The sequence below is a fragment of the Agrobacterium sp. El2ro-1b genome (assembly GCF_048298475.1).
GTDB classification, from domain to species: Bacteria; Pseudomonadota; Alphaproteobacteria; order Rhizobiales; family Rhizobiaceae; genus Agrobacterium; species Agrobacterium fabrum.
In genome coordinates this window covers 1,900,356-1,926,675 of the sequence record NZ_CP103459.1, presented here as the reverse complement: position 1 = coordinate 1,926,675, position 26,320 = coordinate 1,900,356, and the positions used below count along the sequence as shown (strand labels likewise).

24 protein-coding genes are annotated in these 26,320 nt (G+C 59.8%); 6 read left to right on the top strand and 18 right to left on the bottom strand.

All coding sequences use genetic code 11. From position 1 onward, the window contains the following. Positions 1–221: 221 nt before the first annotated feature. From NYR50_RS22835 to aztA, 4 genes are all read right to left on the bottom strand, one after another. Positions 222–695 carry a ribonuclease H family protein gene (locus tag NYR50_RS22835; RefSeq protein ID WP_174009747.1) on the bottom strand — a complete coding sequence of 158 codons (474 nt, stop codon included), beginning with the start codon at positions 693–695 and terminating at the stop codon, positions 222–224. Positions 696–832: 137 nt separating this feature from the next. After that, positions 833–1,846, bottom strand: coding sequence for a zinc ABC transporter substrate-binding protein AztC (gene aztC / locus NYR50_RS22830; RefSeq protein WP_418138136.1), 1,014 nt, complete (start codon positions 1,844–1,846; stop codon positions 833–835). Positions 1,847–1,874: 28 nt separating this feature from the next. Further along, the gene (gene aztB / locus NYR50_RS22825) at positions 1,875–2,741 is read right to left on the bottom strand and encodes a zinc ABC transporter permease AztB (RefSeq protein WP_418138135.1); all 867 of its coding nucleotides are present in this window, start codon (positions 2,739–2,741) and stop codon (positions 1,875–1,877) included. Next, on the bottom strand, positions 2,734–3,561 hold the full coding sequence (gene aztA, locus NYR50_RS22820) for a zinc ABC transporter ATP-binding protein AztA (RefSeq protein WP_418138134.1): 828 nt from the start codon (positions 3,559–3,561) through the stop codon (positions 2,734–2,736). The genes aztB and aztA overlap by 8 nt, the downstream gene beginning before the upstream one ends. Before the next feature lie 299 nt (positions 3,562–3,860). Here aztA and zigA point away from each other — a divergent pair, with 299 nt between their 5' ends. Next, positions 3,861–5,063 (top strand): zinc metallochaperone GTPase ZigA, encoded by a 1,203-nt coding sequence (gene zigA, locus NYR50_RS22815; RefSeq protein WP_418138133.1) that lies wholly within the window; start codon positions 3,861–3,863, stop codon positions 5,061–5,063. Between the two features lie 78 nt (positions 5,064–5,141). Here zigA and NYR50_RS22810 read toward each other — a convergent pair whose 3' ends face one another. From NYR50_RS22810 to NYR50_RS22800, 3 genes are all read right to left on the bottom strand, one after another. Further along, positions 5,142–5,579, bottom strand: coding sequence for a YqaA family protein (locus NYR50_RS22810; protein WP_092732962.1), 438 nt, complete (start codon positions 5,577–5,579; stop codon positions 5,142–5,144). A gap of 97 nt (positions 5,580–5,676) precedes the next feature. Then, the gene (locus NYR50_RS22805) at positions 5,677–5,946 is read right to left on the bottom strand and encodes a hypothetical protein (RefSeq protein ID WP_418138132.1); all 270 of its coding nucleotides are present in this window, start codon (positions 5,944–5,946) and stop codon (positions 5,677–5,679) included. Then, positions 5,943–7,094, bottom strand: coding sequence for a CobW family GTP-binding protein (locus NYR50_RS22800; RefSeq protein WP_418138131.1), 1,152 nt, complete (start codon positions 7,092–7,094; stop codon positions 5,943–5,945). The genes NYR50_RS22805 and NYR50_RS22800 overlap by 4 nt, the downstream gene beginning before the upstream one ends. Positions 7,095–7,412: 318 nt before the next feature. Here NYR50_RS22800 and ugpB point away from each other — a divergent pair, with 318 nt between their 5' ends. The 4 genes from ugpB (at position 7,413) to NYR50_RS22780 (ending at position 11,594) form a co-directional block, all read left to right on the top strand. After that, the gene (gene ugpB, locus NYR50_RS22795) at positions 7,413–8,723 is read left to right on the top strand and encodes a sn-glycerol-3-phosphate ABC transporter substrate-binding protein UgpB (protein WP_418138290.1); all 1,311 of its coding nucleotides are present in this window, start codon (positions 7,413–7,415) and stop codon (positions 8,721–8,723) included. A gap of 69 nt (positions 8,724–8,792) precedes the next feature. Beyond that, positions 8,793–9,674, top strand: coding sequence for a sn-glycerol-3-phosphate ABC transporter permease UgpA (gene ugpA / locus NYR50_RS22790; RefSeq protein WP_418138130.1), 882 nt, complete (start codon positions 8,793–8,795; stop codon positions 9,672–9,674). Positions 9,675–9,684: 10 nt separating this feature from the next. After that, a complete protein-coding gene (ugpE, locus tag NYR50_RS22785; RefSeq protein WP_418138129.1) occupies positions 9,685–10,533 on the top strand; it encodes a sn-glycerol-3-phosphate ABC transporter permease UgpE in 849 nt (282 codons plus the stop codon). Then, complete coding sequence (locus NYR50_RS22780; protein WP_418138128.1) at positions 10,533–11,594, top strand: sn-glycerol-3-phosphate import ATP-binding protein UgpC; 1,062 nt, start codon at positions 10,533–10,535, stop codon at positions 11,592–11,594. Before ugpE ends, NYR50_RS22780 begins: the two co-directional genes overlap by 1 nt. A gap of 71 nt (positions 11,595–11,665) precedes the next feature. Here NYR50_RS22780 and NYR50_RS22775 read toward each other — a convergent pair whose 3' ends face one another. The 6 genes from NYR50_RS22775 to odc2 all read right to left on the bottom strand — a co-directional run bounded on the left by NYR50_RS22775 (position 11,666) and on the right by odc2 (position 17,143). After that, a complete protein-coding gene (locus tag NYR50_RS22775; protein WP_418138127.1) occupies positions 11,666–12,109 on the bottom strand; it encodes a glyoxalase superfamily protein in 444 nt (147 codons plus the stop codon). Positions 12,110–12,318: 209 nt separating this feature from the next. Beyond that, entirely contained in the window at positions 12,319–13,005 is a 687-nt protein-coding gene (locus NYR50_RS22770; RefSeq protein ID WP_418138126.1) for an OmpW/AlkL family protein, read from the bottom strand. Positions 13,006–13,277: 272 nt separating this feature from the next. Continuing rightward, positions 13,278–14,573: an MFS transporter gene (locus tag NYR50_RS22765; protein ID WP_418138125.1), complete on the bottom strand. Its 1,296-nt coding sequence runs from the start codon at positions 14,571–14,573 to the stop codon at positions 13,278–13,280. Positions 14,574–14,642: 69 nt separating this feature from the next. Next, positions 14,643–15,044 (bottom strand): MarR family winged helix-turn-helix transcriptional regulator, encoded by a 402-nt coding sequence (locus tag NYR50_RS22760; RefSeq protein ID WP_418138124.1) that lies wholly within the window; start codon positions 15,042–15,044, stop codon positions 14,643–14,645. A gap of 145 nt (positions 15,045–15,189) precedes the next feature. Further along, positions 15,190–15,759 (bottom strand): GNAT family N-acetyltransferase, encoded by a 570-nt coding sequence (locus tag NYR50_RS22755; RefSeq protein WP_111806048.1) that lies wholly within the window; start codon positions 15,757–15,759, stop codon positions 15,190–15,192. A 250-nt stretch (positions 15,760–16,009) separates the two neighbouring features. Further along, positions 16,010–17,143 (bottom strand): ornithine/lysine decarboxylase, encoded by a 1,134-nt coding sequence (odc2, locus tag NYR50_RS22750; protein ID WP_418138123.1) that lies wholly within the window; start codon positions 17,141–17,143, stop codon positions 16,010–16,012. Between the two features lie 536 nt (positions 17,144–17,679). On the opposite strand from odc2, the gene NYR50_RS22745 reads away from it, so the two are divergent. Continuing rightward, positions 17,680–18,573, top strand: coding sequence for a LysR family transcriptional regulator (locus tag NYR50_RS22745; protein WP_418138122.1), 894 nt, complete (start codon positions 17,680–17,682; stop codon positions 18,571–18,573). Positions 18,574–18,645: 72 nt separating this feature from the next. On the opposite strand, the gene NYR50_RS22740 is transcribed toward NYR50_RS22745, so the two are convergent. The 5 genes from NYR50_RS22740 to NYR50_RS22720 form a co-directional block, all read right to left on the bottom strand. Next, entirely contained in the window at positions 18,646–19,599 is a 954-nt protein-coding gene (locus tag NYR50_RS22740) for a substrate-binding domain-containing protein (protein WP_418138121.1), read from the bottom strand. A 72-nt stretch (positions 19,600–19,671) separates the two neighbouring features. Beyond that, positions 19,672–20,673: an ABC transporter permease gene (locus NYR50_RS22735; RefSeq protein ID WP_418138120.1), complete on the bottom strand. Its 1,002-nt coding sequence runs from the start codon at positions 20,671–20,673 to the stop codon at positions 19,672–19,674. Between the two features lie 52 nt (positions 20,674–20,725). Beyond that, positions 20,726–22,249 (bottom strand): sugar ABC transporter ATP-binding protein, encoded by a 1,524-nt coding sequence (locus NYR50_RS22730; RefSeq protein WP_418138119.1) that lies wholly within the window; start codon positions 22,247–22,249, stop codon positions 20,726–20,728. A 193-nt stretch (positions 22,250–22,442) separates the two neighbouring features. Further along, complete coding sequence (locus tag NYR50_RS22725; RefSeq protein WP_418138118.1) at positions 22,443–23,066, bottom strand: TetR family transcriptional regulator; 624 nt, start codon at positions 23,064–23,066, stop codon at positions 22,443–22,445. Between the two features lie 119 nt (positions 23,067–23,185). Next, complete coding sequence (locus tag NYR50_RS22720; RefSeq protein ID WP_174009764.1) at positions 23,186–26,320, bottom strand: efflux RND transporter permease subunit; 3,135 nt, start codon at positions 26,318–26,320, stop codon at positions 23,186–23,188.

Below are 26,320 nucleotides of genomic sequence, written 5' to 3'. Positions count from 1 at the left end.
CCAAGACTTACCCTCTAAATTGGTCTGACATCTTACCATTTCAAAGGGAAAATCGATTGTCAACAGGCTACGAAAAATACGACTCAGGTAACTGCATGTGGCCAAGTGGGTTGACGGCGCGGTAAAATATCGGTGCACCCGCTCGATAGGGGAAAGGTCGAGACCGGGAACGGCTGGAATGAAACTTAAGGTGCCGAAGGACGGTGACTGATGGCGGCCGGTTAAGTCGCCGTCGCCTGGACGACACCACGCGCCAATGCATCGGCACGCTCATTGCCAGCTGTACCCGAATGTCCTTTGCACCACTCCACGGCCACATGCGGATGCCGCTCCAGCAGCTTGTCGAGCTGCTGCCAGATTTCCCTGTCGGGGATCGGTCTTCGGCGGGCGCGCTGGTTGGGCGTGATCCGCTTCCAGCCGTTATTGCGCCAGATCGCCCTATAACGGCAGCAGCCCTCAATCACATGAACGGCATCCGTCCAGAGCGTGACATCTCGCGTGGGCGCTTCGGCGGCGACCCAGGACATGGCGTTCAGGACGGCGAGAACCTCGAAACTATTGTTCGATGCGCCAGCCGCCTTGCCCGTGGCGGAATGGACTTGGTGACCTTCTTCATGAACGACGAACGCCCATCCCCCGGATCGGGATGCATCGTCGAAGGAGCCGTCGGTGAAGATGTGAAGCGCGTCGGACATGAAGAGGGTGTGTAGCACCAAAATGGAAATCGCTAAAGGAACAGGGCATCGCGGAGGGATTCTTTCGTTCCAGCACCACAAAAGCAGAGAGGGCGGCGCCAGCCACCCTCTCCTCACTTACGCCGAAACTGCCCGTTTTACTGGCTGAGAACGGCGGCCGTAATCGTCTGCATATTGTGGTTGACCATGTCGATATAGGTCGCGGCCGGGCCATCGGCGGTGGAAAGTGCATCGGAATAGAGCGTGCCACCAACCTTCAGGCCGGTTTCGCTGGCGATCTGGTCGATCAGCCGCTTGTCGGTGATGTTTTCGACGAAGATCGCCGAAGCCTTGTCATGTTTGACCTGATCCACGAGCTTGGCGACATCGGCGGCCGAGGCTTCGGATTCCGTCGAGATGCCCTCGGGCGCGAGGAAGTTGAGGCCATAGGCATGTTCGAAATAACCGAAGGCGTCATGCGAGGTGATGATGACGCGTTTTTCCGGCGGGATGGCGGCGATTTCGGTCTTCACCTTCTCGTTCAGAGCGGCAAGCTTGGCGATATAGGCTTCCGAATTGGCGGTGTAGGTCGCGCAACCTGCCTTGTCGACCTCGCAGAATGCGCCAGCAATGTTCTTCACGTAGATTTCGGCGTTGTTGATCGACTGCCACGCATGCGGGTCGTATTCGCCGTGATGATGTCCCTCGTGGACGTGATCATGGGCCCCGGCCGTCTCGTGTTTGTGGCCGGCTTCTTCGGCCTTATGGTCATGGCCTTCTTCCTCGGCTTCCGGATGGGCGTGACCGGCAGGCTCGTCGGAAAGCTTCAATGGCTCGACGCCCTTGGTCAGCTCCACAACGGGGGCCTTGGTGCCGCTGGTGTCGATCAGCCGCTTCAGAAAGCCTTCAAATTCCAGGCCATTCACGAGAACGACATCCGCCTTGCTGACGGCGACGGCATCGGCGGGACGCGGTTCATAGACATGCGCATCGCCATCAGGACCGACGAGCGTGGTGATCTCGACGCGGTCGCCGCCGACATTTTTGGCGAAATCGGCGATGATCGAGAAGCTGGCGACGACCTTGAGTTCGGCAGCCGAAGCCTGCGCCATCAGGACCGGGGAGAGGGTAAGAAGGCTTGCGCAGGTGGCAAGACGGAAGGTTCTGAACATGAAGGTTCTCCTTTTTCGAACGCTGTTTTCAGGCCGTTCTGTGGCGGCCGGAACCGAGAAGATCGCCAAGCAGGCCGCGCGTGCCGACGAGAATGGAGAGCGCATAGATGACGCCCGCCGAAAGGATGATCGCCGGGCCTGATGGCAACGACGCGTGATAGGACAGGATGAGGCCGGCAAAGCAGGAGACCATGCCGATGCCGATCGAGATGAAGCACATGGGCGCCACGCGGTTGGACCAGAAACGGCTGGCGGCGGCGGGCAACATCATCAGGCCGACCGAAAGCAGCGTTCCGAGCGCCTGAAAGCCACCAACCAGATTGAGCACGACGATGGCGAGGAAGAGGAAATGCACCGGGCTGCCCCAGCTGCTGACCGAGCGCAGGAACAGGGGATCGAGGCATTCCGCCAGAAGCGCCCGCCAGAAGGTGATCATCACCACCAGCGTCACGATGCAGATACCGCTGATGAGGCCGAGCGCCTCGTTGTTCAGCGCCAGCACGGTGCCGAACAGCACATGCATGAGATCGACGCTGGAGCCACGCCATGAAACGAGCAGCACGCCGAGCGCCAGTGAAATCAGATAAAGGGCGGCAAGTGACGCATCTTCCTTCTGGACGGTGAAACGCGATACCGCACCGGCACCCAGCGCCACCACGAGGCCGACCACCAGCCCGCCAATCGTCATCGGCAGGATTTCCAGCCCGTAAAACAGAAAGCCGACCGCCGCGCCCGGCAGGATGGCGTGCGACATGGCATCGCCCGTGAGACTCATGCGGCGCAGCATCAGGAACACTCCGACTGGCCCGCAGCTGATGGCAAGGATCAACGCGCCGGCGAGTGCCCGTTGCATGAAGACATATTGAACGAAGGGTTCGATGAAGAAATCAGCCATGAGCATTCGAATTCGCGTGGGAGTGAATGTGGGAATGGGATGACGCCGCCCGTGGGCCTGCATCGAGCGCATCGGTCGCTGGCGCATCGCCCGGCGCGCACCACGGTGCATTTTCCTCCCATGCCTCGTGGAAATGCCGCGCCTGGCGCATGTTTTCCGGCTTCAGGAAATCGGCTGTCGGGCCAAGGCCCACGAGACGCCGCGCAAGGAACAGCGTCTGGGGAAAATGCTGCCGCACCAGCTGATGGTCATGCAGGACGGCCAGCACCGTGCGCCCTTCCGCAACCCACGCCTTGATCAGCACCAGAAGATCGGTGACGGTGCGCTCATCGACGGCATTGAAGGGTTCATCCAGCAGTATAAGCTGCGCGTCCTGCAACATGGCGCGGGCAAACAGGGCGCGCTGCATCTGGCCACCGGAGAGCGAATCGATATTGCGCTTTTCAAAACCGGAAAGCCCGACCGCTTCCATCACCCGGCCCATCGCCGCTTTGTCCTGGGAAAGGTGTCGGCCAAGCAGGCCGCGTTTCGGCCAGAGACCCAGCGCAACGAGATCGCGCACCTGAGCCGGGAACGACCGGTCGAGTTCCGACTGCTGTGGCAGATAGGCGACGGAAATGCCTGCGCTGATCCGGCACTCACCGCCGAGCGGTTTCAAGATGCCGGCGATGCCCTTCATCAGCGTCGATTTTCCCGAGCCATTGGCACCGACAACCGCGGTGAGCGATCCCTTGGTGATATCGCCATCCAAATGATGCACGGCCGCACGGCCGGCATATCCAAGCGTCAGATTTGTGAAGGTAAGGCACGGATCGTTCATCGATCCCTCCGGGGCAGGATTTCATTCATTGGCCCCTTGATATGTAATGTTATTACATTCGTCAAACGAATATGTAATGAAATAACATTAACTATTGGAAAGTTAGAGTGGCGCGCTGTTGGGCAGATACCTCACTCTTACGCAGATGCTTTTTTTCCAAAGCCCGTTGACATGTCGCGCATATGTAATGTTATTACGTTACATAACTGGAACCGGCACTTCAAAAATCCTCCGTTTCCAGATCGCCTGCCGTGGTCGTCATAATGTCCACGCGACCGTTGCCACAGAACGAGGTCCCCATGAAAAAACTCCCTGTCACCGTCCTCTCCGGCTTTTTAGGCGCTGGCAAAACCACCCTTCTCAACCACATCCTCGCCAATCGTGATGGCCTGCGCGTGGCGTTGATCGTTAACGATATGAGCGAAATCAATATCGATGCGGCGCTGGTGCGGGACGGCGGCGCCAATCTCTCACGCACCGAGGAACAGTTGGTGGAAATGACCAATGGCTGCATCTGTTGCACGCTGCGCGACGACCTCTTGACCGAGGTCCGTGCGCTCGCCGAACAGGGTCGCTTCGATTATCTGCTGATCGAATCCACCGGCATCGCCGAGCCACTTCCCGTCGCCGCCACCTTCGATTTCCGTGACGAGAACGGCCGCAGCCTGTCTGATGTCGCGCAGCTGGATACGATGGTGACGGTTGTGGATGCCGCCAATCTTCTTAATGACTACGGTTCATCCGATTTTCTGGCCGACCGGGGTGAAACCGCGGGTGATGGCGACAACCGCACCATTGTCGACCTTCTGGTAGAGCAGATCGAATTTGCCGATGTGGTCGTCCTCAACAAGATCGGCACCGCCACCCCGGAGGAACGGGATGCGGCCCGCAAGATCATCGTCGGGCTGAACCCGGATGCAAAACTCATCGAGGCCGATTTCGGCAAGGTGGAACTGAAGGAGGTGCTGGGCACCGGCCGCTTCGATTTCGCCAGGGCCGAAGAACATCCCCTCTGGTTCAAGGAGCTGCATGGCTTCAAGGACCACATTCCCGAGACCGAGGAATATGGCATCCGCTCCTTCGTTTACCGCGCCAAAAAGCCGTTCGATCCCGTGCTCTTCCAGCGCTTCATCGATCGTGCCTGGCCGGGAGTGGTGCGCGCCAAGGGCTTTTTCTGGCTGGCGACACGGCCGCGTTATGTCGGCGAAATCAGCCAGGCGGGCGCATTGGTCCGCACCGGCAAGATGGGCCTCTGGTGGTCCGCCGTGCCCAGGGAACAATGGCCGCGCGAAAGGCAGTTCCTCGACATGATGAAACCCTATCTCGACCCGACCTTCGGTGACCGTCGGCAGGAAATCGTGTTCATCGGTTCCGATCCGATGAGCGAGGCCCGCATCCGGGCGCAGCTGGATGCCTGCCTGATCGATACCGAAGCATTCACGCCGGACGCCTGGCGGCAACTGCCGGACCCCTTTGCGAGTTGGGACCGACAGGCCGCCTGATTGCCCTCGCCGCCCGCATTTCAGGCGAGCGACAGCAGTTTTAGTCTTCTCCCCGCCCGGGGAGAAGAAACGGGCGGCTCAAAGAAAATTCAGCGTCAGCAGCGCCAGCACGACGTATCTTCCGACCTTGGCGATGGTGACCAGCAGCAGAAACACCGGTAATGGTTCCTTCATAATCCCGGCTGCCACGGTCAGCGGATCACCAATCAGAGGCGCCCAGCTTAGAAGAAGCGACCATTTGCCGTAACGCCTATACCAGTTCTGCGCCCGTTGCAGCGCAGCTTCCCCGACGGGAAACCAGCGTTCGTGCCGGAAACGCTCGATGCCACGCCCAAGCAGCCAGTTGGCGAAAGAGCCGGCGACATTGCCAACGCTGGCCACGGCGACGAGCAGCCAGACAGGCTGAGATTTCAGCAGAATAAGACCGGCAAGCGCCGCCTCCGACTGCATGGGCAGAATGGTCGCCGCGATGAACGCCGTCAGAAATAAACCCGCATATACCGCCAGATCGGCCATTACCCGCCCTTTATTGTCAGCGAATCTCACCGCCGTCCCTGAAGTGGCGGATGAGGGCTACGGCGGTCAAGCGCCTCCGCCGGTTGGAGGCGGGTTCTCAGGCGGAATTCGCGGCAATGGCACACACGATATCGTCATGATCCACCTCCCGCAGCGCCTTGTGGATGGATATTTGCCTGGTTTCGCCGCAGACGAACAGGACAACGATCACCGTTTCCCGTGGCGGGCAATCCGGCAGCGCACAGGAAAGCTCGCTTACGATAACGATATCTTCGGCACAAAGATGCAGCAAATCGCGCGCCCATTGTTTCACAAGGCGGGCCTTAGAGATGATCGCGGAACCGCTGCGTGCAAGCGGGTTGTTCATGCCCTGCCCTTTCGCCCCGCCTGCGCGGCCAATGCGTTGAATAGGTCGCGAATCGGCTGCTGCGGCATATCCATGCCGATCATAACGATGCGGGTTGAACGATCGCCATCCGGCCAGCTTTCCAGCCGGGTCAGGGGATAAAGCCGGTGCTGCACGGCGTGGGCGACAACCGGCCGCTCCGGGTCGTCAGTCGCGCCGAAAATTCCCTTGAGCCGCAGCAGACCGGAATGCACATTGCTGGTGACAAGTTCGAGAAAGGTGACGATCGCCTGCGGATCGAGCGCGCCGTCGAAGGTGAGGTCGAAGGCCTCCACCCCGGCACCATGGCGGTTGATGTCGTGGTCATGGCTGGCATGAAGGCTCAGCCTGTCGGCGGCCAGCCACCCCGGCACGTCCTCCGTCTTGCCGTGCAGCGAATAATCCTTCGTTGAGAAAAGCGACATGAGATCGAAACCGGCCGCGTTACGGTCATGCAGGCAGGCGGCGGGATTGAGATCGGTGAGGCTCTTGTGGTCGATTGCCGTCGCATCGGCGAGATCGGTCTTGGTGAGAACGATGTGATCGGCAAAGGCCAGCTGTTTCCAGCCCTCGATGAAACTGTCGAGCATCGCCTGGCCCGAGATGACATCAAAAACCGTGACCACGCCCGAAAGATGAAAGTGCCGGGCAACGATATGGTCGCGCAGGCCAAGCGCCGGCGTGCCGCCGGCAATCAGGCTGTTGATGATCGGTGCAGGATTGGCAAGGCCGGTGGTCTCGATCACGACCCGCGATATCTCCGGCATCACCCCTTCGAGAAAGGCCTGATGCAATTCGTAAAGCGAGGTGCGGATATCGCTGGAGGCGGTGCAGCAGATGCAGCCCGTCGTGGTCTGGAAATAACGCTCCGAACCGGTTCGAACCAGACCGTGATCGATGGGCACCGAGCCGAATTCATTGACGATGACGACCGCATCGCGCATGGCCGGCGCGGCCAGAAGCTCGTTCAGCAAGCTGGTCTTGCCGGCACCGAGAAAGCCGGTGAGCAAGGTGACGGGCACCGTCTGAACCGGTGGCGCCACAGCCGAATCCTGCTTGCGTTCAAACGCCTTCTTTCGCGTGATTCCGAACACGTCTGCACCCTGCGATTCACATATTCGCAGCACCATAATATGTAATGTAATAACATATCAACAGCATTCATGCACGCCACATATAATGAGCTCTGCCATAACGGTGTTTGTCCGCATGACCTTGCCTCATCGCGTCATACCAACGAACACACGAAAAAATCGAGACGCTCCAAAAATGGAATAATAAAACCATTCCATTCACTTTCGTTTTAATCGTTCCACGTTCTCTTGCATTTTCGTTAGAGTTCGCTTTTAATCTGTAATGCTAATACAGAAAAGATCGCCCGCAGCCGGATCGAGGAGGATAGGCTGCAATAAGGGGCTGTATCTTTTACTGTTTTTAAAACGGGAGGAATCACCTTGAAAAAACTCAGCTACCGCCTTGCTGCGGCATCCGCGCTTTCGTTTTTTGTCACATCGAATGCTTTCGCTGCGACGGAAATCCAGTGGTGGCACGCCATGACCGGCGCCAATAACGAGGTCGTGGACATGCTTGCGAAAGAGTTCAACGACAGCCAGAAAGACTACAAGATCACGCCCGTCTTCAAGGGCACCTATCCGGAAACCCTGAATGCCGGCATTGCCGCCTTCCGCGCCAAGCAGCCGCCAGCCATCATTCAGGTCTTCGACGCCGGTTCCGGCGTGATGATGGGCGCCGCCGGCGCCATCAAGCCGGTGGCGGATGTGCTGAAGGAAGGTGGCTATACCTTCAACAAGGACGAATATCTGGCCGGCATCGTCGCCTATTATTCCAAGCCTGACGGCACCATGCTGTCCTTCCCTTACAATTCATCCTCGCCGATCCTCTATTACAACAAGGACATCTTCCAGAAAGCCGGCCTCGACGCCGCCAACCCGCCGAAGACCTGGCCAGAAGTTTTCGAAGCCGCCAAGAAGATCAAGACCAGCGGTGCCGCTCAGTGCGGTTTCACCTCCACCTGGCTCACCTGGATCCAGACCGAAAACTTCGCCGCCTGGAACAACGTGTCCTATGGCAGCAATGAGAACGGGCTCGGTGGCACCGATGTGAAGCTTGCGGTCAATGCGCCGCTCTTCGTCGAGCATTTCCAGGCGATTGCCGATCTCGCCAAGGACGGCACCTTCCGTTATGGCGGCCGCACCTCCGAAGCCAAGCAGCTGTTCATGTCCGGTGAATGCGGCATCCTGACCGAATCCTCCGGCGGCCTCGGCGATATCGTCAAGACCGGCATGAATTACGGCATCGGCCAGTTGCCCTACTACGAGGGCCACGGCCCGCAGAACACCATTCCAGGCGGTGCCAGCCTCTGGGTGTTCGGCGGCAAGAGCGACGCCGAATATAAGGGCGTGGCGGAATTCTTCCATTTCCTCTCGCAGACCAAGATCCAGTCTCGTCTGCATCAGGTCTCCGGCTATATGCCGGTAACGATCGCGGCCTATGAGGAAACCAAGAAATCCGGCTTCTACGACAAGAACCCTGCCCGCGAAACGCCGCTGCTGCAGATGATGGGCAAGCCGCCGACAGAAAACTCCAAGGGCGTGCGCCTCGTGAACCTGCCGCAGGTGCGCGACATCATGAACGAAGAGTTCGAGGCGATGCTGGCCGGCAAGCAGGACGCGAAAGCCGCCCTCGACAAGATCGTTGAGCGCGGTGACGCAGCCATCAAGCAGGCCGCCGGCAACTAAACGATCCCTGCTCCCGCCCGCATCGCTCACCCGGTGCGGGCGGTATTTCCATCTCATCAGGAGATCGCCGTGCAAAGCGTCGTATTCCCCAACAAGATCCTGCCCTATCTGCTGGTCGCCCCACAGATTATCCTCACGGTGATCTTTTTCTTCTGGCCGGCAAGCCAGGCTCTCTACCAGTCGACCATGCGCGAGGACGCCTTCGGGCTGAGCAGCAATTTCGTGGGGCTGGCCAATTTTTCCGCCGTGCTGTCAGATGAGAGCTATCTCAACTCCCTGCACGTCACCGTCATCTTCAGCGTGCTGACCGCACTCGTCTCCATGGGACTTGCGCTGCTTCTGGCAACGGCTGCTGACCGGGTGGTGCGCGGCAAGGGCTTTTACCGCACGATGATGATCATGCCCTATGCCGTGGCGCCTGCCGTCGCGGGCATGTTATGGCTGTTCATGTTCAACCCCGCCATGGGCACGTTCTCTTATATCCTGCGCCGCAACGGCATCATGTGGGACCCGCTGCTCGACGGCAATCAGGCCATGCTGCTGGTCGTCGCCGCTGCCGCATGGAAGCAGATCAGCTATAATTTTCTGTTTTTTGTCGCAGGTTTACAGGCAATTCCGAAATCATTGCTGGAAGCGGCCTCCATTGATGGCGCGCGCGGTGCGCGGCGCTTCTGGACCATCGTTTTCCCGCTGCTGGCACCGACAACCTTCTTCCTTCTGGTCGTCAACACGGTTTACGCCTTCTTCGATACCTTTGGCATCATCCATGCCGTTACCGGCGGCGGCCCCGCCAAGGCGACGGAAACGCTGGTCTACAAGGTCTATAATGATGGCTTCGTGAACCTGAACCTCGGCTCTTCCGCCGCGCAATCGGTCATCCTGATGGTGATCGTCATTGCGCTCACCGCCTTCCAGTTCCGCTTCGTCGAGAAGCGCGTGCATTACGGCTGAGGATTTCACAATGATTGAAAATCGCCCGGTCGCCCGCATGGTCGCCCATCTGATGCTCATTCTCGGCATCATCGTTGTGGCCTTCCCGATCTATTACACCTTCGTCGCCTCTTCCATGACGTCGAACGACATCATCCGCCCGCCCATGTCGCTGCTGCCGGGCGATCATCTCAGCGCCAATTACACCGAGGCCATGGTCGGCGGTGTCGAAAGAGTGGTCGGCGTCAGCCTTGAGCGACTGCTGTTCAACAGCTTCGTCGTCGCGCTCGCCATCGCCATCGGCAAGATCGTCATCTCGTTCCTGTCGGCCTTCGCCATCGTATTTTTCCGCTTCCCTTTCCGCATGGGCTTTTTCTGGATGATCTTCATCACCCTCATGTTGCCGGTGGAGGTGCGTATCCTGCCCACCTACAAGGTCATCGTCGACCTTGGGCTAATCGACACCTATGCGGGGCTGACGCTGCCGCTGATGGCGTCTGCGACGGCGACGTTCCTGTTCCGGCAGTTCTTCCTGACCATTCCCGGTGAACTGGTCGAGGCTGCGCGTATCGACAATGCCGGCCCATTCCGCTTCATGCGCGATATTCTGCTGCCGCTTTCGAGAACCAATATCGCCGCTCTTTTCGTGATTCTGTTCATCTATGGCTGGACCCAATATCTCTGGCCGCTGCTCGTCACCAACGACGCCAAGATGAACACGATCATCATCGGCCTCAAGCGCATGGTGGATTTCACCGACGCTTCGACGCCCTGGAATTATGTGATGGTGACGGCGATCCTCGCCATCATCCCCCCTGTTATGGTTGTGGTGCTGATGCAGCGCTGGTTCGTCAAAGGTTTGGTGGAGACCGAAAAATAATGGCAAAAATTGCGCTGAAAGACGTCCGCAAGGTTTATGGCGGCAATGTCGATGCGATCAAAGGCGTATCGATGGACATCGCCGATGGCGAAATGATCGTGCTGGTCGGCCCCTCCGGCTGCGGCAAATCCACGCTGCTGCGCATGATCGCCGGGCTGGAAAGCATATCGGGCGGTGAAATCTCCATCGGCGACCGCGTCGTCAACGATCTCGAACCCTCCGACCGCGACATCGCCATGGTGTTCCAGAATTATGCGCTTTATCCGCATATGACGGTGCGCCAGAACCTTGCCTATGGCCTGAAGAACCGCAACACGCCGAAAGAGGAGATCGAGCGGCGCATTACCGAGGCGGCCAAGGCGCTGGAGATCGAGCAGTTCCTGGAGCGTAAACCGCGTCAGCTTTCCGGCGGCCAGCGCCAGCGTGTGGCCATGGGCCGCGCCATCGTGCGCAAGCCGGCGGCCTTCCTGTTCGACGAGCCGCTCTCCAACCTCGACGCCAAGCTGCGCGTGCAGATGCGGGTGGAAATCCGCCGCCTGCAACGCTCGCTCGCCACGACAAGCGTTTACGTCACCCATGACCAGATGGAGGCAATGACGCTCGCCGACCGGCTGGTGGTGCTGAATGCCGGCCGCATCGAGCAGATGGGCACGCCGATCGAGCTTTACGAAAAGCCGGCCACCACCTTCGTCGCCACCTTCATCGGCTCGCCCTCCATGAACCTTCTGGCCCATGCCACGGCCTCGACCAATGGCTCTGCCGGCTGGTCGGTGAACGGCGCTGCCGCATTGCCGCAGACCGTCGCCACGCTCGGCATCCGCCCGGAAGACATCACGCTGGCGGAAGCCGAACCGGCCGATGCCGCCTTCACCGGTACGGTGCAGGTGGACGCCGTGGAACTGGTGGGTGCGGAAAGCTATGTGCACGGCTCATTTAAAGACGGCACCACCATCGTCTTCCGCGTGCCCGGACGTTCCCAACTGCGCATAGGCGAGATGCTCAAGATCGCCGCGCAGGCAAAGGATTTCCATCTGTTCGATGCGGCTGGTAAGCGGATTTAAATTAGTCGATGAAAATCGAACACCCGCCAGTCGGCGGGTGCTCGGGCATCGCTAAAACCTTCGCCGTCCCCCTACCACACCAATTCCACCTGTGGCCGGCCATTCGAGGTTCTCTCCACGGTGCGGCCGGATGTGTCGATATTGCAGTGAACGCGCTGCCGGAAGGCGGAGAAGCTTTCGAAGGTCACGACGTCAACGGGATCATCCAGATGCAGGGTGAGCCGATAGCGTTCCGGGTCACCGCCAAGCGCCTGGACACCGAGCACCGAGGCGACGAAAGGTTGGCCGAGATAATGGCCTTCCACCCTTGAACCCAGAAGATAGGGGTTGAAGGCGGGGCGGTTGCCTGCGGTGGCGTGCAGGGTGTTCCAATCGCGGAAGCCATATTGCGCGGCGATGAGTTCCAGCGCCTTCGAGTGGGTGATTGTCTGCCCCTGTTCCTCAAGGGCGGCGCGCAGGCGTTTTGCCTGTTCCTTCAGACCCTCAAGCGCGGGAAGTGGTTTGGACACATTCATAACGGTTCTCCAACATTGACATGCCGAATTTTCCGAGGGGTGTCCGCGTTGCCATCGACGACATGCAAAACATGGGGATGACCGTTATCAGGAAAAGAGCTTCACCAGGGGCACAAATGCCTGCGGACGGCCGGGGCTCTCTGCCCGTGGCCGTCCGTATAGCTCAGAAAGCGCCGCCCGTCAAAGGTGGGCTCAGCCCCATCCCTTAATCAGAAGCGATAGGTGATACCCGCGCCGATCAGCCAGGGATCGAGCTTCGCCTTGCCGCTGATCGGCGTGCCGCCCAGTTCGGCGGTCCAGTCGGTCTTCAGGAAAATTTTCTTCACGTCGAAGTTCACGCCCCAATGTTCGTCGAGCATATAGTCGAAACCAACCTGCACGGCAGCACCTAGCTTGTTCTTGACATCGAGATTGCTGAAACCGGGCTTTTCCGACTGGTTATAGAACAGCGAATAGTTCACGCCCGCACCGATATAGGGCTTGAAGGCACCGAAATCGGTGAAGTGATATTGCAGCGTCAGCGTCGGCGGCAGCAGCCATGTCTTGCCAACCGGCGTGCCGGCGAGCACGCCCTCGCCATTGATCTTGGCATAGGTGGTGCCGAGGATGAGTTCGGCGGCGAAGTTGTCGGTGAAGAAGTAGCTGATGTCGAGTTCGGGGATCACGGTATCCGAATAGGACAGGCCCGCACCGGGTATACCGTCGACGCTTCCGCTGTCATTGGTAATGACGCCGAGGCCGCGCACGCGCAGCATCCACGGGCTTGCCGCCGCAATCGCCTGTTCGGCGGTGGGCGCCGGTGCCAGTGGGGCCAGATCGGCGGCCAGCGCACCGTTTACCATCATCATTGCCGCAACGCTGGCCAGCAGGGCGGTCTTCGTGTTCATCTTCATCATTCCATCTCTCCTATAGCGCAGCGCGGCCGGGCAGCCCCGAACCGGCTGATGACGGTGGGCTGGCGACTCTTGGCCTGCCGCACCGGATCGCAGCCACTATGGCGATGGATGGTATGCGCCGATTGAGATGGATCAAATGGGAAGGACGATCGCCTGTCAGGCCAAAGAAGCAAGCGGCGTTGTGACAATTGCGCAACAAAGCTTGTCCTGTGACGGACGGTTTCATATCCTTGAAAAGGAAAAGGGCGCCGGTTCGGCGCCCTTCCTTACCCTCAGGCCGCCTGGGGCGTCAGGGCGGCGGAGCCCGGCTTCCTGAGAAGCAGCACCGAGAAAGCCGCGATCAGGCACATCAGGCCGGCAATCTGCAGCGCTGGCATATAGGTGTCGAAATCGCTCTTGAGGAAACCGGCGCCGAAAGCGGCGGTGGCAGCCCCCAGCTGGTGGCCGGCAAAGACCCACCCGAACACGAGACCCGCCTTTTCACGGCCAAAATTTTCGGCGGCGAGCTTCACCGTCGGCGGCACCGTCGCCACCCAGTCCAGCCCGTAGAAGACGGCGAAGACCGAAAGCTCGACGAAACTGAAACCGGAAAAAGAGAGATAAATCAGCGAGAGGCCGCGCAGACCGTAAAACCAGAACAGCAGGAACCGATTGTCGAAACGGTCGGAAAGCCAGCCGGCGAAGATCGTGCCGAAGAAATCGAAAATGCCAATCACCGCCAGCGTGCCCGCCGCCGTAACCGCGGCCATGCCGAAATCTCCGCAGATCGAAATCCAGTGGGTCTGGATCAGGCCATTGGTGGACAGCCCGCAGACGAAGAATGTGCCAAAAAGAACCCAGAAGACCGGGTTGCCGGAGACGCTTTTCAGCGTCACCAGCGGTGAGGCCAGCGTGGCGAGAAGATTGTGGTCCTGTTTCGGTGGTTTTACCACCGCCGTCTCGCCATAAGCTGGCAGGCCGAGATCGGAAGGGTGATCGCGCATCAGAAGCAGGACGAGGATCATGGCGGTTGCAATCACCGCAACGGAGAGCGTCAGGGCCGTCCGCCAGCCATAGGCCTCGGTCAATGCCGCCAGCAGCGGCAGAAACACCAACTGACCCGTGGCATTGCTGGCGGTCATCAGGCCGATCACCAGGCCCCGGCGTTTGGAAAACCAGCGTGACGCCACCGTCGCACCCAGCACCAGGGCGTTCATGCCGGTGCCAACACCGATCACCACACCCCATAGAAGCAGCAATTGCCAGACCTGCGTCATGAAGAAGGATGCGACGATGCCGCCCATGATCAGGGCGAGCGCCGTCGATACCACCTGCCGGATGCCGAAATGGTTCATGAAGGCGGCGGCGAAAGGCCCGAGCAGGCCAAAAAGCACCAGCCGGACCGCCATGGCGGAGGAAATATCGGCGATATCCCAGCCGAATTCCTGGTGCAGAGGCTTGATCATCACCCCTGCAGATCCCATGGCGCCGGCGGTGGCCAGCATGGTCAGAAAGGTGGTGACGGCGACGACCCAACCGTAATGCAGGTTTCTGCCGGCCATCCAGCTGGCAAGGCGTGTGGAGAGCATGTTCAAAATCCCTTTCCAGCGGCCTCTGGCCGAGTCTTGCGGGTAGATACCCGCTTCATGGTCTAAAAATTAGAGGGCTGCGAGCAGTTCCTGCAATTGCGCGGTCTTTTCCGGCCCCAGCCGGGCCTCGATTTCCTCCTGCACGCCGTCCCAAAGCGGCGCGCCTGCCTTCAGGATCGCCTGCCCCTCCTCCGTTACGGTCAGCATTGCCTCCCGCTGGTCCTCACCGTGGCCGATGGCGACCAGCCCCATCCGGGCCAGCACCCTGGAATTGCGGCCGACGGTGGAGCGATCCAGCTCCACCCGCGCGGCAAGATCGGTCAGCGACACAGGCGCGGTGCGGTTGATGTTCCGCAGCAGACTGAACTGGCCGATATTGACGCCAAGCGGCGCCAGTGCCTCGTCATAATAGGACGAGACCTTGCGGGATGCTTTGCGCAACAGAATGCAGTGGCAGCGATCATTTGGCATTGTCTCGGGTATATACCCGCAACTTATCGCAGGCAAGAGGTGTCTGGAAAATTGTCGGTGGGAGGAAGTCGGGCGCATGAACCGTCTACTAAAACAATAAACCCCGGCTTTGGGCCGGGGTTCGATGTCAGCAGCGAGGCTCGCCTCAGGCCGAGAGCCGGCGGCCGTTTGCCACCAGAAGACCCGCGGCACCTTCCAGCCAGCCAGCTTTCAGCTCCAGCGCCAGGAAACGGCTGCGCTCAAAGGGGCCGGGCATGATGAGGTGCTGCGCCTTGTCGGCGAAAAAGCCGAAGCGCTCGTAATAAGGCGCGTCGCCGACCAGAAGGATGGCGCCATGGCCGCGCTTGGTGGCTTCACCGATTGCCGCACGCATCAGTGCGGAGCCGATGCCCTTGCCTTCATGAGCGGCATCGACGGCCAGCGGGCCAAGCAACAACGCCTCGACCGGACGACCTTCGCGCGAAATGCCGGCTTCGACATTCCACAGGCGCACCGTGGCGATCACATGACCGTCCTCATCACGAGCGACAAGCGCCAGGCCTTCGGCCGGAACGCGGCCGGCGCGCAGCTTCTCGGAAGACTTGCGGCGACGGCCGGCGCCCATGGCGCGGTCCAGCAGGTTCTCACGGGCGACGACATCACCCGGATTTTCTTGATCGACATGAAATGTCTGCGGCGTGAAAAATGCCCGTACCGAATTCAAAAGAGCGGCCATCCTTGGCCTCCCGTCACACAACCGCCCACACGCGGCCCTTGATGAAAAATGGTGAAACCGCTCCGGCCCGCCGACACGCTTTCCTCGGCTGGAAGAGGTGCAGCAAGCAGGGATTTGCGCAACAGCACAATCGGCAGGGCCGGAACGGAAGCTTGGTCGAGACGCCGCCCTGTTCAGCGGGCGGCGTTCGGACTTTTTGACCTGCGCATCGGGTTTTCCGAAAACCGCGTTACACTTTTCGGCCCGATGCTTAGATGACGTAAGCCTTCAGCGGCTCGAAGCCATTAAAGGCAACCGCCGAATAGGTCGTCGTATAGGCGCCAGTGCCTTCGATCAGAACTTCATCGCCGATGGTCAGCGAGACCGGCAGCGGATACATGTTCTTTTCATACAGCACGTCGGCGCTGTCGCAGGTCGGGCCGGCCAGAACGCAGGGCTGCATCTCGTCCTGATCACGCTCGGTGCGGATCGGGTAACGGATTGCCTCGTCCATCGTCTCGGCGAGACCGCCGAACTTGCCGATGTCGAGGAACACCCAACGGTGGTTGTCGTTGTCGGATTTCTTCGACACGAGAACAACTTCCGCCTTGATGACACCGGCATTGCCGACCATGCCGCGGCCCGGCTCGATGATCGTCTTCGGGATCTGGTTGCCGAAGTGCTTGCGCAGCGCCGTATCGATCGCCTGGCCGTATTCTTCGGCAGCCGGAACGTCGCGCAGGTACTTGGTCGGGAAACCACCGCCCATATTGACCATCTGCAGGTGGATGCCCTGCTTGGCAAGCGACGCAAAGACGCGCTTGGCATCGGCAAGTGCTGCATCCCATGCGTCGAGGTTCATCATCTGCGAACCGACATGGAAGGAAACGCCGTAGGATTCCAGACCCATCTGATGCGCATAGACCAGAACATCGACAGCCATCTGCGGCACACAGCCGAACTTGCGCGACAGCGGCCATTCGGCACCTTCGCCATCCGTCAGCACGCGGCAGAACACGCGAGCGCCGGGAGCGGCACGGGCAACCTTCTCGACTTCCTCATGGCTATCAACGGCGAAGAGATCGATGCCGAGCGCGTGAGCGCGGGCGACATCGCGTTCCTTCTTGATGGTGTTGCCGAAGGAAATCCGGTCGGAGGTTGCACCGGCATCGAGCGCCATCTGGATTTCAGCCACGGAGGCGCAATCGAAATTGGAGCCGAGCGAAGCGAGCAGCGTCAGGATTTCGGGAGCCGGGTTTGCCTTGACGGCATAATAGATCGCGCTGTTCGGCAGGGAATGCCGGAACGCGTTGAAATTGTCGCGCACGACGTCGAGATCAACCACCAGGCAAGGGCCTTCGGGACGTCGGGTCTTGATGAAGTCGAGAATGCGTGCAGTCGTCATCGATATATTCCCTATAAAACCGACTCCGGCAGAATCCGGAGGACAAAGGACGCTCGAGATATGCATTCGAATCAGCCGGTGGAGGCGCAGAATCGATAGCATACGCTCAAGGCGCAAATGTGAACGATGCCCTGCCAGAGCATCATTCGGCTTTGTCTGCCATCGATTGGAGGGAATGACCCGACCGCACTTCAGGCAATGATGGTGTGCCTCTTCAGTACCCCGGCTGATGGAAAGCCGGCAGAGAACCAGAAAGGCCCGCACCGTCGTTGCTTCATATGTCCTCGCATTTCCCGGTTGGCCGGAATAGCGACTGGAGGGGTTAGTTCCAGGTACCTTACCTAAATCCTCACCACATCGAGGACTCGGCGGACACACATGGGCACGTGCGACTTTGGGCAGCACGGGAGATAAGAATATTCGCAGTCATAATCAAGAGAATTTTTTCATCAAACGCGGATTTTTTCAGCAATGATTTTAGGGTTGAACAGTCGCTCCCCAGCGTTCAATTATATGGAACGAACCGGAGGATTTTCATGGACACGCTGACCCGCATCCGCGCCTTTATCGATGTTGTCGAAGCGGAGGGTTTTTCCGCCGCCGCCCGCAAGACCGGGCGATCCAAGGCGCTTCTGTCCAAATATGTCCGGGAACTGGAGGATGATCTCGGGGCGTTGCTTCTCAATCGCACCACCCGGCAGTTCTCGCTGACCGAGGCCGGGCATACCTATTACCGCACCGCCTCTGACATTTTGAAGGAGATCGACAACCTTGCCGATCTGGTGCGCGAAAAGAATGCCGATCTCAAGGGCAAGCTCAGGATCTCGGTGCCGCGAACCTTCATCGACGCCGATGTCGGCCAGAGCCTGATCGATTTCGCCAAGGAAAACCCGGAACTGGTACTGGAAATCGTCGCCGACGACCGATTCGTCGATCTGATCGAAGAAGGCTTCGACCTTGCGATCCGTATTACACGGCTGGAGGATTCGGGTCTCATTGCCCGCAAGCTTTCCGACTTCCGGGTCTATGCGGTGGCGACGGCGGATTTCGTGGCGAAGCATGGGCCGCTCGACGGGCCGCAGGATTTTGCCCGCGTGCCCTTCATCATCGACACCAATACCCGTTTTCATAATACCGTGCGTTATTTCGACCCGGATGGCGGCTCGAACTCGGTCGCCATCAGCGGACCGATAGAGGTGAACAGTCCGCAGGCAACCTTGCGCGCCGCCCGCGCCGGCCTCGGCATCGCCATGGTGCCGGATTTCATCGCCCGTCCGCACATCCAGTCCGGTGAACTGGTGACCCTTTTCGACGACTATATTTCCAAGGATCGCGGCATCTATGCGGTCTATCCGCACCGCCGTTACCTACCCGCCAAGGTGCGCAGCTTCGTGGACTATCTCTCCGCGTGGTTTCGCAAGGGCGGCTGAGGAACGGTTTTCATCGAGCCCCGATAAACAAAAACGCCCGCCTTCCGGCGGGCGTTTTCATGTCTGGGATTCTCAGAACGGCGAATCCGGGAAGTAGAACTGCTTGGCATTGTCCTTGGTGATGAGCGTCGCGTCGAGAATATACTCGCCGGCAACCGGCACCTGATCGTAGAAATGACCTGCTGTCAGCTGCATGGCGGTCGCCACCATCGCCGGCGGATAAAGCACGTCGACCGGCACCAGCTTATCGCCGTCCATGACCTTCTTGATCATGTCCTTGGAGCCGGCACCCGCTACGATATACTTGATATCGGTGCGTTTCGCCTGCTGGATCGCCTCCAGCACGCCGATCGCCATGTCGTCGTCCTGACACCAGACCACGTCGATCTTCTTGTATTTGGTCAGATAGTCCTGCATCACGCGGAAGGCATCGTCGCGGTTCCAGTTGCCGTACTGGCGGTCGAGCACCTTGACGCCGGAGCCGGCAATACCCTTGTCGAAACCATCCTGGCGCTGTTGGTCGATCGGGATCGGCAGGCCGCGAATGACAACCACCTCCGCGTCAGGCGTGGTCTTCTTGATGTATTCGCCAGCCACCTGCCCGAGAGCCGGGTTGTTACCCGCAACGTAAAGATCGCGGATCGAATTGTCGTTGACGCTCGGCGCGCGGTCGACCAGCGCGACGAAGGTACCCTTGTCCTTGATTTCCTTGATGGCGTTGACGAGCGGATCGGGATCCGACGGCAGCACGACCAGTGCGTCCAGCCCCTGCACCGCAAGATCCTGAAGCGCGTTTGCCTGGTTGGCGGCATCCGGCGAGGTCTTGACGATGACGTTGAGCCCCGGATGCTCCTTCATCAGGAGTTTTGCCACACGCTCGGCGTGGTAAACGACGCCCGCCGTCCAGCCATGGTCGGCCGCCGGAATGGACACGCCGATCGTCACCTTCTTGTCCTGCGCCTGAGCAGAACCCGCAAGGACGGCAGCCAGCGCGACAAATGCCACGCCGATGAGTTTTCTACGCATAGTCTCTTTCCTCCCAAGACCGGGGCGTTCCTCCTCCAACCGCACCTGCCCCACATGGCGCGGCGTGATGTGTTACCTGCGGCTGAGCGAGCGCTGCACCAGCATGGCGATGATGATGATGGCCCCCTGAATGGCACCGATCAGATATTCGCTGACGAAGTTCGACAGGATCATGATGTTGCCGACGATCTCCAGAATGAAGGCGCCGCAGATCGTGCCCCAGATGCGCCCCACCCCACCCCGCAGCGCCGTGCCGCCAACGACAACGGCGGTGATGGCCTGCAATTCCCACAACATGCCTGTCGTGGCCGAGGTGGAGGCGAGACGCGGCACGTAAAGAAGCACGGCAACCGCGACGCAGAGCCCCTGAACCACATAGGCAATCGTGCGCACCCGGACGACCGAAATGCCGGAATACCGCGCCACGTCTTCGCTGGAACCGACGGCGGTCAGATGCCGGCCGTAACGGGTGCGATAAAGCACGAAGGCGGCGATGGCAGCGGTCACGAAAATCACGATGACCGGCACCGGCACGCCCAGCACATTGCCGAAATAGACCGGGCGATAAAGCGTCTGGATTTCCGGGTTGCGCAGCGTGATTGCTCCGCCCTGCGACAGCCAGGTGGTGAGCCCTCGGTAAATGCCCATGGTGCCGAGCGTGGCGATAAAAGGCTCGATGCGGCCGATGGTGGTGATGAGACCGTTCGTCAGCCCGCAGGCGGCGCCAATGGCGATGGCCAGTGCCACAGCCGTGAGCAACATCAAAAGCGGGCTGGCGATGACACCGCTGTTCATGAACAGGATCATCAGGCTGGCGACAAAAGCCACCATGGCACCAACGGAAAGATCAAGCCCGCCCGACGTGATGACATAGGTGGCCCCGAGCGCGATGATGGCAATGAAGGCGCTACGGGTCACGACATTCAAAAGATTGTCGATGCCGATGAAATTCGGATTGGCGATGGTGCCGAGCACCAGCAGCAGGGCCAGCGCCACGAAAGGCGCAACGGCGCGCAGGTCCCAGTCCTTCGAGGTCTTCGGCGTTTTGCCGTTATCGAGTGCGGCCTCAGTCATATTTCCCCTCAATTGTCTTTTCTTCAGGCCTTATTCAAATGACAAGCGGGCCTCAGGCGAATTCCTGCGTATGAACGCCCGTCGCCAGCGCCACGATGTCGTTTTCGGTCATCTGCTCGCCCGCCACCTCGCCGACGATCCGGCCCGAGCGCATCACCAGAATACGGTCGCAGATGCCGATCAGCTCCGGCATTTCAGAGGAAACAACGATGATCGACCGCCCCTCATCCGCAAGGCTGGCGATGAAACGGTAAATCTGTTCCTTGGTGCCGATATCGATACCGCGTGTCGGCTCATCGATGATGACGATGGACGGATCGAGCAGCATCATCTTGGCGAGCAGCAGCTTCTGCTGGTTGCCGCCGGACAGCTGGCCCGCAAGCAGGTCCTTGCGGCCGGTTCGGATGTCGAAATCGCGCACCGCGTCGTCGAGCGCCTGCGCCTCCCGGCGGATATCGATCTGAAACAGCCGGCTGAACTTGTTGAGCGAAGCGAGCGTGAGATTGACCCGCAGATCCTTGGTCAGCAGCAATCCCTTGCCCTTGCGGTCCTCGCTCAGATAAACGATGCCGGCCTTCAGACTGTCTTCCGCTTTTGCGAAATGCACCTGTCGACCCAGATGGCGGACATTTCCGCGCCCGGCCCGCAGGCCGAGGACACCTTCCATCAGCTCCGTCCTGCCCGCCCCGACCAGGCCCGCAAAGCCGAGGATTTCACCCTTGCGCAGGCTGAAACCGGCATCCTGCGCATAACCGGGAACAGTGAAATGCTCCACCTGCAGAACCGGTTCTTGCTCGCCGCCGGCATGCCGGTCCGGATAGAGCTTGGCAACATCGCGCCCCACCATCAGCCGCGCCATATCGGCCGGCTGCAGTTCCGATGCCGCGTGCGAAGCGACCAGCCGGCCATCACGAAGGACCGTCACCCGGTCGGCGATCTCCTTCACTTCAGGCAGGCGGTGTGAAATATAAAGCACGGCCACGCCCTTGGCCCTGATGTCCCTGATAACGTTCAGCAGCGCATCGGTTTCGATGGGCGTGAGGCTAGCGGTCGGCTCATCGAAAATGACGACGCGATGCGGCACGAGCAGAACACGGGCAATCTGTACCAGTTGCCGCTGGGCAATCGAAAGACTGCCGACGATGGCATCGGGATCGATCGTGCCGCCGAGATCGGCTATCGCCTTGCGAGCTCCGGCACGCATGGCCCGGTCGTCCATCATCGGGCCCCGGCGCAATTCGCGACCCAGATAGATGTTCTGCGCTACCGTCAGATCCGGCGCCAGCAATATTTCCTGATGCACGAGGACGATGCCGCGATGTTCGGCGTCCACCGGTCCGCTCAGCGCAACGGCTTCGCCATCGATGCGGATTTCCCCGCCCGACGGCTTCTCATTGCCGGCCAGGAGCTTCATCAGCGTCGACTTGCCGGCACCGTTCTCACCGATGATCGCGTGGACCTCGCCGGCCCGCACCGCAATCTCGATATCTTTCAGGACCTGTACCGGACCGAAAGACTTCGACAGCCCAACCGTCCGGATCAAGGCCGGCTCTGGAGATTCGTCAGCAAAAGCCATCAGCCGTCACCGATATCCAGCGGAAACGGACGGCATTTGCCCCTTGATTATACCTGAAATGATCATCTGCGAACTCCTCCCAAAGCTCTGGGAAGAAGCTAGCGTCCGTTTTGAGGTACGTAAAGCAATTTTCGCTGGTCTTTTAGAATACACTCAAATTTGACCGGCGCGGCAGGATAATACAGCGCTCCGGTCAAGGTGCTGGAGGATGCTGAAACCCCTTCATGAGACGATGCATCGCCTCGGCTCCTTCCTTGACCAGATCGAAACGTTGACCGAACAGCAGCCAGTCGTAGACTATGCCTTTCAGCAGCCAGTAAAGCGCACCGAGCGCCGACTCTGCCGTCCAATTATCATTGAAGACCCCCTCTGACTGGACACGCTGAAAAGCCGCCTCCAGCACGTCCTTGTGGTGACGGTCCAATTCTTCCTGCGCATGCAGGACCGGGGCGAACTCGTCGGAGTAATTGGTCCGCAGGCTGATCGTCATGATGCGCTGGCGTTGTTCGTCCTCTGCCAGAAGCGCAAGCCACTTGCACGTCGCCTCCTCGATCTTGGCCAGAAGTGCTGTCCCCTTGAGGTCAGGATCGCCAAAATCCAGCAAATCCGATTCCGGCAGCGCCACGGATTCGTAAAGGCCGATGAAAAGGTCGGCCTTGCTGGAAAAATGCCAGTATATGGCGCCACGCGTGACACCGGCCGCGGCCGCCACCTCGTCCAGTGAACTATTGGCCACCCCCTTTTTGAAGAACACCCGCTCGGCGGCGGCAAGGATCGCCTGACGCGTCTCTTCTGCCTCGGCCTTGGTTCGGCGCATGCTGATGTCTCCTTCCAATCACGGCACGGCGCTTTCGCACCGTGCCTTGTTTGCAGTGCCGGTCTGTCAGTCAGATGAACGAATTCACATAACTCCCGGCCGGGACTTCACTCCTGGTTTTATTCCGCCGGCGATACGGCGTCAGCAGCAATCTTGTCGTCCTTCTTCCGATCCCCGAAAAACTTCATGACAAACACGAAGAACACGGGAACGAAGAAGATCGCAAGGATCGTCGCCGAGATCATGCCGCCCAGAACGCCGGTGCCAATGGCGTTCTGGCTCGCCGCGCTGGCGCCTGAAGCAATTGCCATCGGCAGCACGCCGAGCGAGAAGGCGAGCGAGGTCATGAGGATCGGCCGGAAGCGCAGGTGGGCCGCCTCCACTGTCGCATCATAGGTGGATTTGCCCTCCGCCCGCAGATCCTTGGCAAATTCGATGATCAGGATCGCGTTCTTGGCCGAAAGCCCGATGATGGCGACGAGGCCGACGAGGAAGTAGACGTCGTTCGGCATGCCGCGCAGCATCACCGCCGCCACCGAACCGATGACGCCGAGCGGCACCACCAGCATGACGGAGAGCGGAATGGACCAGCTTTCGTAAAGCGCCGCCAATAGCAGGAAGACGAACAACACGCTGAGGCCGATCAACGCGGGCGCCTGTGAGCCCGACTGGATTTCCTGCAGCGACTGGCCGGTCCATTCGAAACCGAAACCACCTGGCAATTCACGCGCCAGACGCTCCATTTCGGCAATCGCATCACCGGAGGAGTAACCGGGTGCGGACTGGCCGCTGACACGGATTGCCGGATAGCCGTTATAACCGACCACCTGCGAGGGACCGCGAACCCATTCCACCGTAGCGAATGAGCTGACGGGCACCATGCCGCCATTGGCGTTGCGGACGTTGAGGTTCAAAAGATCCTCGGTCTTCATGCGCTGGCCCTGCTCCGCCTGCACCGTCACACGCTGCATGCGGCCGGCATTGGGGAAGTCGTTGACATAGGACGAACCCATATTGGCCGAGATGGTGGCGTTGATGTCGCTGAAGGTGACACCGAAGGTATTGGCCTTTTCACGGTCGATGATGAGATTGACCTGCGCCGCATCCGGCATGCCTTCGATGCGAAGACCGGCAAGGATGGGGCTCTGGCGGGCGGCTGCCATGAGCTGGGCGCCTGCTGCGCTGAGTGCGGTTTGACCGGCGCCCGACCTGTCCTGAAGACGGAAGGTGAAGCCGCTCGAGTTGCCCAGCCCCTGAATAGGCGGCGGCGACAAGGCGAACGACATGGCATCCGGCAGGCCCCAAAGCTTGCCGTTGATCCGGGCGGAGATGGCCGCAGCCGAATCCTCGGGTCCACGTTCGCTCCAGTCCTTCAGCGTCGCGAAAGCAAGGCCGGCATTCTGGCCGGACCCGGAGAAAGAGAAGCCCGAGATCGCAATGACGCGCTCCACCGCCGGCTCTTCCATGAAGATTTTCTCGATCTGCTGGATGGATTGCAGGGTGCGCTCGGTACTGGCTTCCGCCGGTGCCTGAATATCGACGATCAGATAGCCCTGGTCCTCGTTCGGCAGGAACGAGCTTGGCAGCTGCATATAGGCCCAGCCGAGACCGGCAAGCAGAGCCGCATAGATGATCATGAAGCGACCTGAACGCTTGATGATGCCACCCACCGAGGAGGAGTATTTGTGCGACGCCTTATCGAAATTGCGGTTGAACCAGCCAAAAAACCCTTTCTTCTCGTGATGCCCTGCCTTGATCGGCTTCAGGAAGGAGGCGCATAGCGCGGGCGTGAGCGACAGCGCGAGGAAGCCCGAGAACAGGATGGAAACCACCATGGTCAGACTGAACTGCTGGTAGATGATGCCGACAGCGCCCGGGAAAAAGGCCATCGGCACGAACACCGCGGTCAGCACCAGCGTGATGCCTATGATGGCACCCGAAATCTGGCCCATGGCCTTGCGGGTCGCCTCCTTCGGCGACAGATGCTCCTCCGCCATGATGCGTTCGACATTCTCGACAACGACGATCGCGTCGTCCACCAGAATGCCGATGGCGAGAACCATCGCGAACATGGTGAGCACGTTGATCGAGAACCCCGAGACATACATGACAGCGCAGGTGCCGAGCAGCGCCACGGGCACCACCAGTGTCGGAATGATCGTATAGCGGATGTTCTGCAGGAAAACGAACATCACCACGAAGACAAGGATCATTGCCTCGATCAGCGTGTGAATGACCTTCTCGATCGAGATCTTGACGAAGGGACTGGTATCATAGGGAATCTCATATTCGATGCCCTGCGGGAAATAACGCGACAACTCTTCCATCGTCGCGCGAACGCCTTCGGAGGTCTGCATGGCATTCGCCGTTGGTGACAGCTGTACGCCGATTGCGGCACTCGGCTTGCCGTTGAGACGGCTCGAGAAATTGTAGCTCTCGCCACCCACTTCGACACGCGCGACGTCACGCAGCCGCACCGACGAACCGTCGGGATTGGCGCGCAGCACGATGGAACCGAACTCCTCCGGCGAGGTCAGCTGGCCCTGGACGTTGACGGTGGCGGAAATCTGCTGGCCGACGGGGTTCGGCGATGCGCCGATGCGGCCGGCGGCAACCTGCGAGTTCTGCGCCTGAATGGCGTTAATGACATCGTTCGAGGTCAGGCTGAGACCCAACATCTTGTCGGGATCCATCCAGATACGCATGGAGCGCTGGGTGGCAAACAGCTGCGCGCTGCCGACACCCGGTACACGGCGCAATTCACCCAGCACGTTGCGGCTGAGATAGTCGCCAAGACCGATAGCATCGGTGTTGCCGTCGACGGAGGTCAGCGCCACCATCATCAGAAACGATGTGCCGGCCTGTTCGACACGCAGGCCCTGCTGCGTCACAGACCGCGGCAGACGGGGTTCGACGCGTGCAATGCGGTTTTGGACTTCGACCTGGGCTTCGCCAATATTGGTACCGGGCTCGAAGGTCACGTTGATCGAAATACGACCGGAGGATTCCGACGTCGATTCAAAATAGATGAGACCGGGAACGCCGTTAAGCTCTTCCTCGATGGGCCGGGTAACGCTCTGATAGATGTCTTCCGGCGAGGCGCCCGGATAGTTGGTGCCGATCGAAATCTGTGGCGGGGCCACATTCGGATATTGCGCAATCGGCAGCATGGGAATGGCGAGCAGGCCCGCCAGCATGATGAAGATGGCGACGACCCAGGCAAAAATGGGCCGATCGATGAAAAAACGTGCCAT

What these genes read in the sequence shown, in the direction of transcription:
- NYR50_RS22745 (WP_418138122.1), top strand. Translation starts at nt 17,680, where the DNA reads ATGGACACGCTGACCCGCATCCGCGCCTTTATCGATGTTGTCGAAGCG.
- NYR50_RS22735 (WP_418138120.1), bottom strand. Translation starts at nt 20,673, where the DNA reads ATGACTGAGGCCGCACTCGATAACGGCAAAACGCCGAAGACCTCGAAG.
- NYR50_RS22805 (WP_418138132.1), bottom strand. Translation starts at nt 5,946, where the DNA reads ATGAACAACCCGCTTGCACGCAGCGGTTCCGCGATCATCTCTAAGGCC.
- odc2 (WP_418138123.1), bottom strand. Translation starts at nt 17,143, where the DNA reads ATGACGACTGCACGCATTCTCGACTTCATCAAGACCCGACGTCCCGAA.
- NYR50_RS22730 (WP_418138119.1), bottom strand. Translation starts at nt 22,249, where the DNA reads ATGGCTTTTGCTGACGAATCTCCAGAGCCGGCCTTGATCCGGACGGTT.
- aztB (WP_418138135.1), bottom strand. Translation starts at nt 2,741, where the DNA reads ATGGCTGATTTCTTCATCGAACCCTTCGTTCAATATGTCTTCATGCAA.
- ugpE (WP_418138129.1), top strand. Translation starts at nt 9,685, where the DNA reads ATGATTGAAAATCGCCCGGTCGCCCGCATGGTCGCCCATCTGATGCTC.
- NYR50_RS22765 (WP_418138125.1), bottom strand. Translation starts at nt 14,573, where the DNA reads ATGCTCTCCACACGCCTTGCCAGCTGGATGGCCGGCAGAAACCTGCAT.
- NYR50_RS22810 (WP_092732962.1), bottom strand. Translation starts at nt 5,579, where the DNA reads ATGGCCGATCTGGCGGTATATGCGGGTTTATTTCTGACGGCGTTCATC.
- NYR50_RS22740 (WP_418138121.1), bottom strand. Translation starts at nt 19,599, where the DNA reads ATGCGTAGAAAACTCATCGGCGTGGCATTTGTCGCGCTGGCTGCCGTC.
- NYR50_RS22835 (WP_174009747.1), bottom strand. Translation starts at nt 695, where the DNA reads ATGTCCGACGCGCTTCACATCTTCACCGACGGCTCCTTCGACGATGCA.
- NYR50_RS22760 (WP_418138124.1), bottom strand. Translation starts at nt 15,044, where the DNA reads ATGCCAAATGATCGCTGCCACTGCATTCTGTTGCGCAAAGCATCCCGC.
- NYR50_RS22800 (WP_418138131.1), bottom strand. Translation starts at nt 7,094, where the DNA reads ATGGTGCTGCGAATATGTGAATCGCAGGGTGCAGACGTGTTCGGAATC.
- NYR50_RS22780 (WP_418138128.1), top strand. Translation starts at nt 10,533, where the DNA reads ATGGCAAAAATTGCGCTGAAAGACGTCCGCAAGGTTTATGGCGGCAAT.
- NYR50_RS22755 (WP_111806048.1), bottom strand. Translation starts at nt 15,759, where the DNA reads ATGGCCGCTCTTTTGAATTCGGTACGGGCATTTTTCACGCCGCAGACA.
- NYR50_RS22720 (WP_174009764.1), bottom strand. Translation starts at nt 26,320, where the DNA reads ATGGCACGTTTTTTCATCGATCGGCCCATTTTTGCCTGGGTCGTCGCC.
- aztC (WP_418138136.1), bottom strand. Translation starts at nt 1,846, where the DNA reads ATGTTCAGAACCTTCCGTCTTGCCACCTGCGCAAGCCTTCTTACCCTC.
- NYR50_RS22775 (WP_418138127.1), bottom strand. Translation starts at nt 12,109, where the DNA reads ATGAATGTGTCCAAACCACTTCCCGCGCTTGAGGGTCTGAAGGAACAG.
- NYR50_RS22770 (WP_418138126.1), bottom strand. Translation starts at nt 13,005, where the DNA reads ATGATGAAGATGAACACGAAGACCGCCCTGCTGGCCAGCGTTGCGGCA.
- aztA (WP_418138134.1), bottom strand. Translation starts at nt 3,561, where the DNA reads ATGAACGATCCGTGCCTTACCTTCACAAATCTGACGCTTGGATATGCC.
- NYR50_RS22725 (WP_418138118.1), bottom strand. Translation starts at nt 23,066, where the DNA reads ATGCGCCGAACCAAGGCCGAGGCAGAAGAGACGCGTCAGGCGATCCTT.
- zigA (WP_418138133.1), top strand. Translation starts at nt 3,861, where the DNA reads ATGAAAAAACTCCCTGTCACCGTCCTCTCCGGCTTTTTAGGCGCTGGC.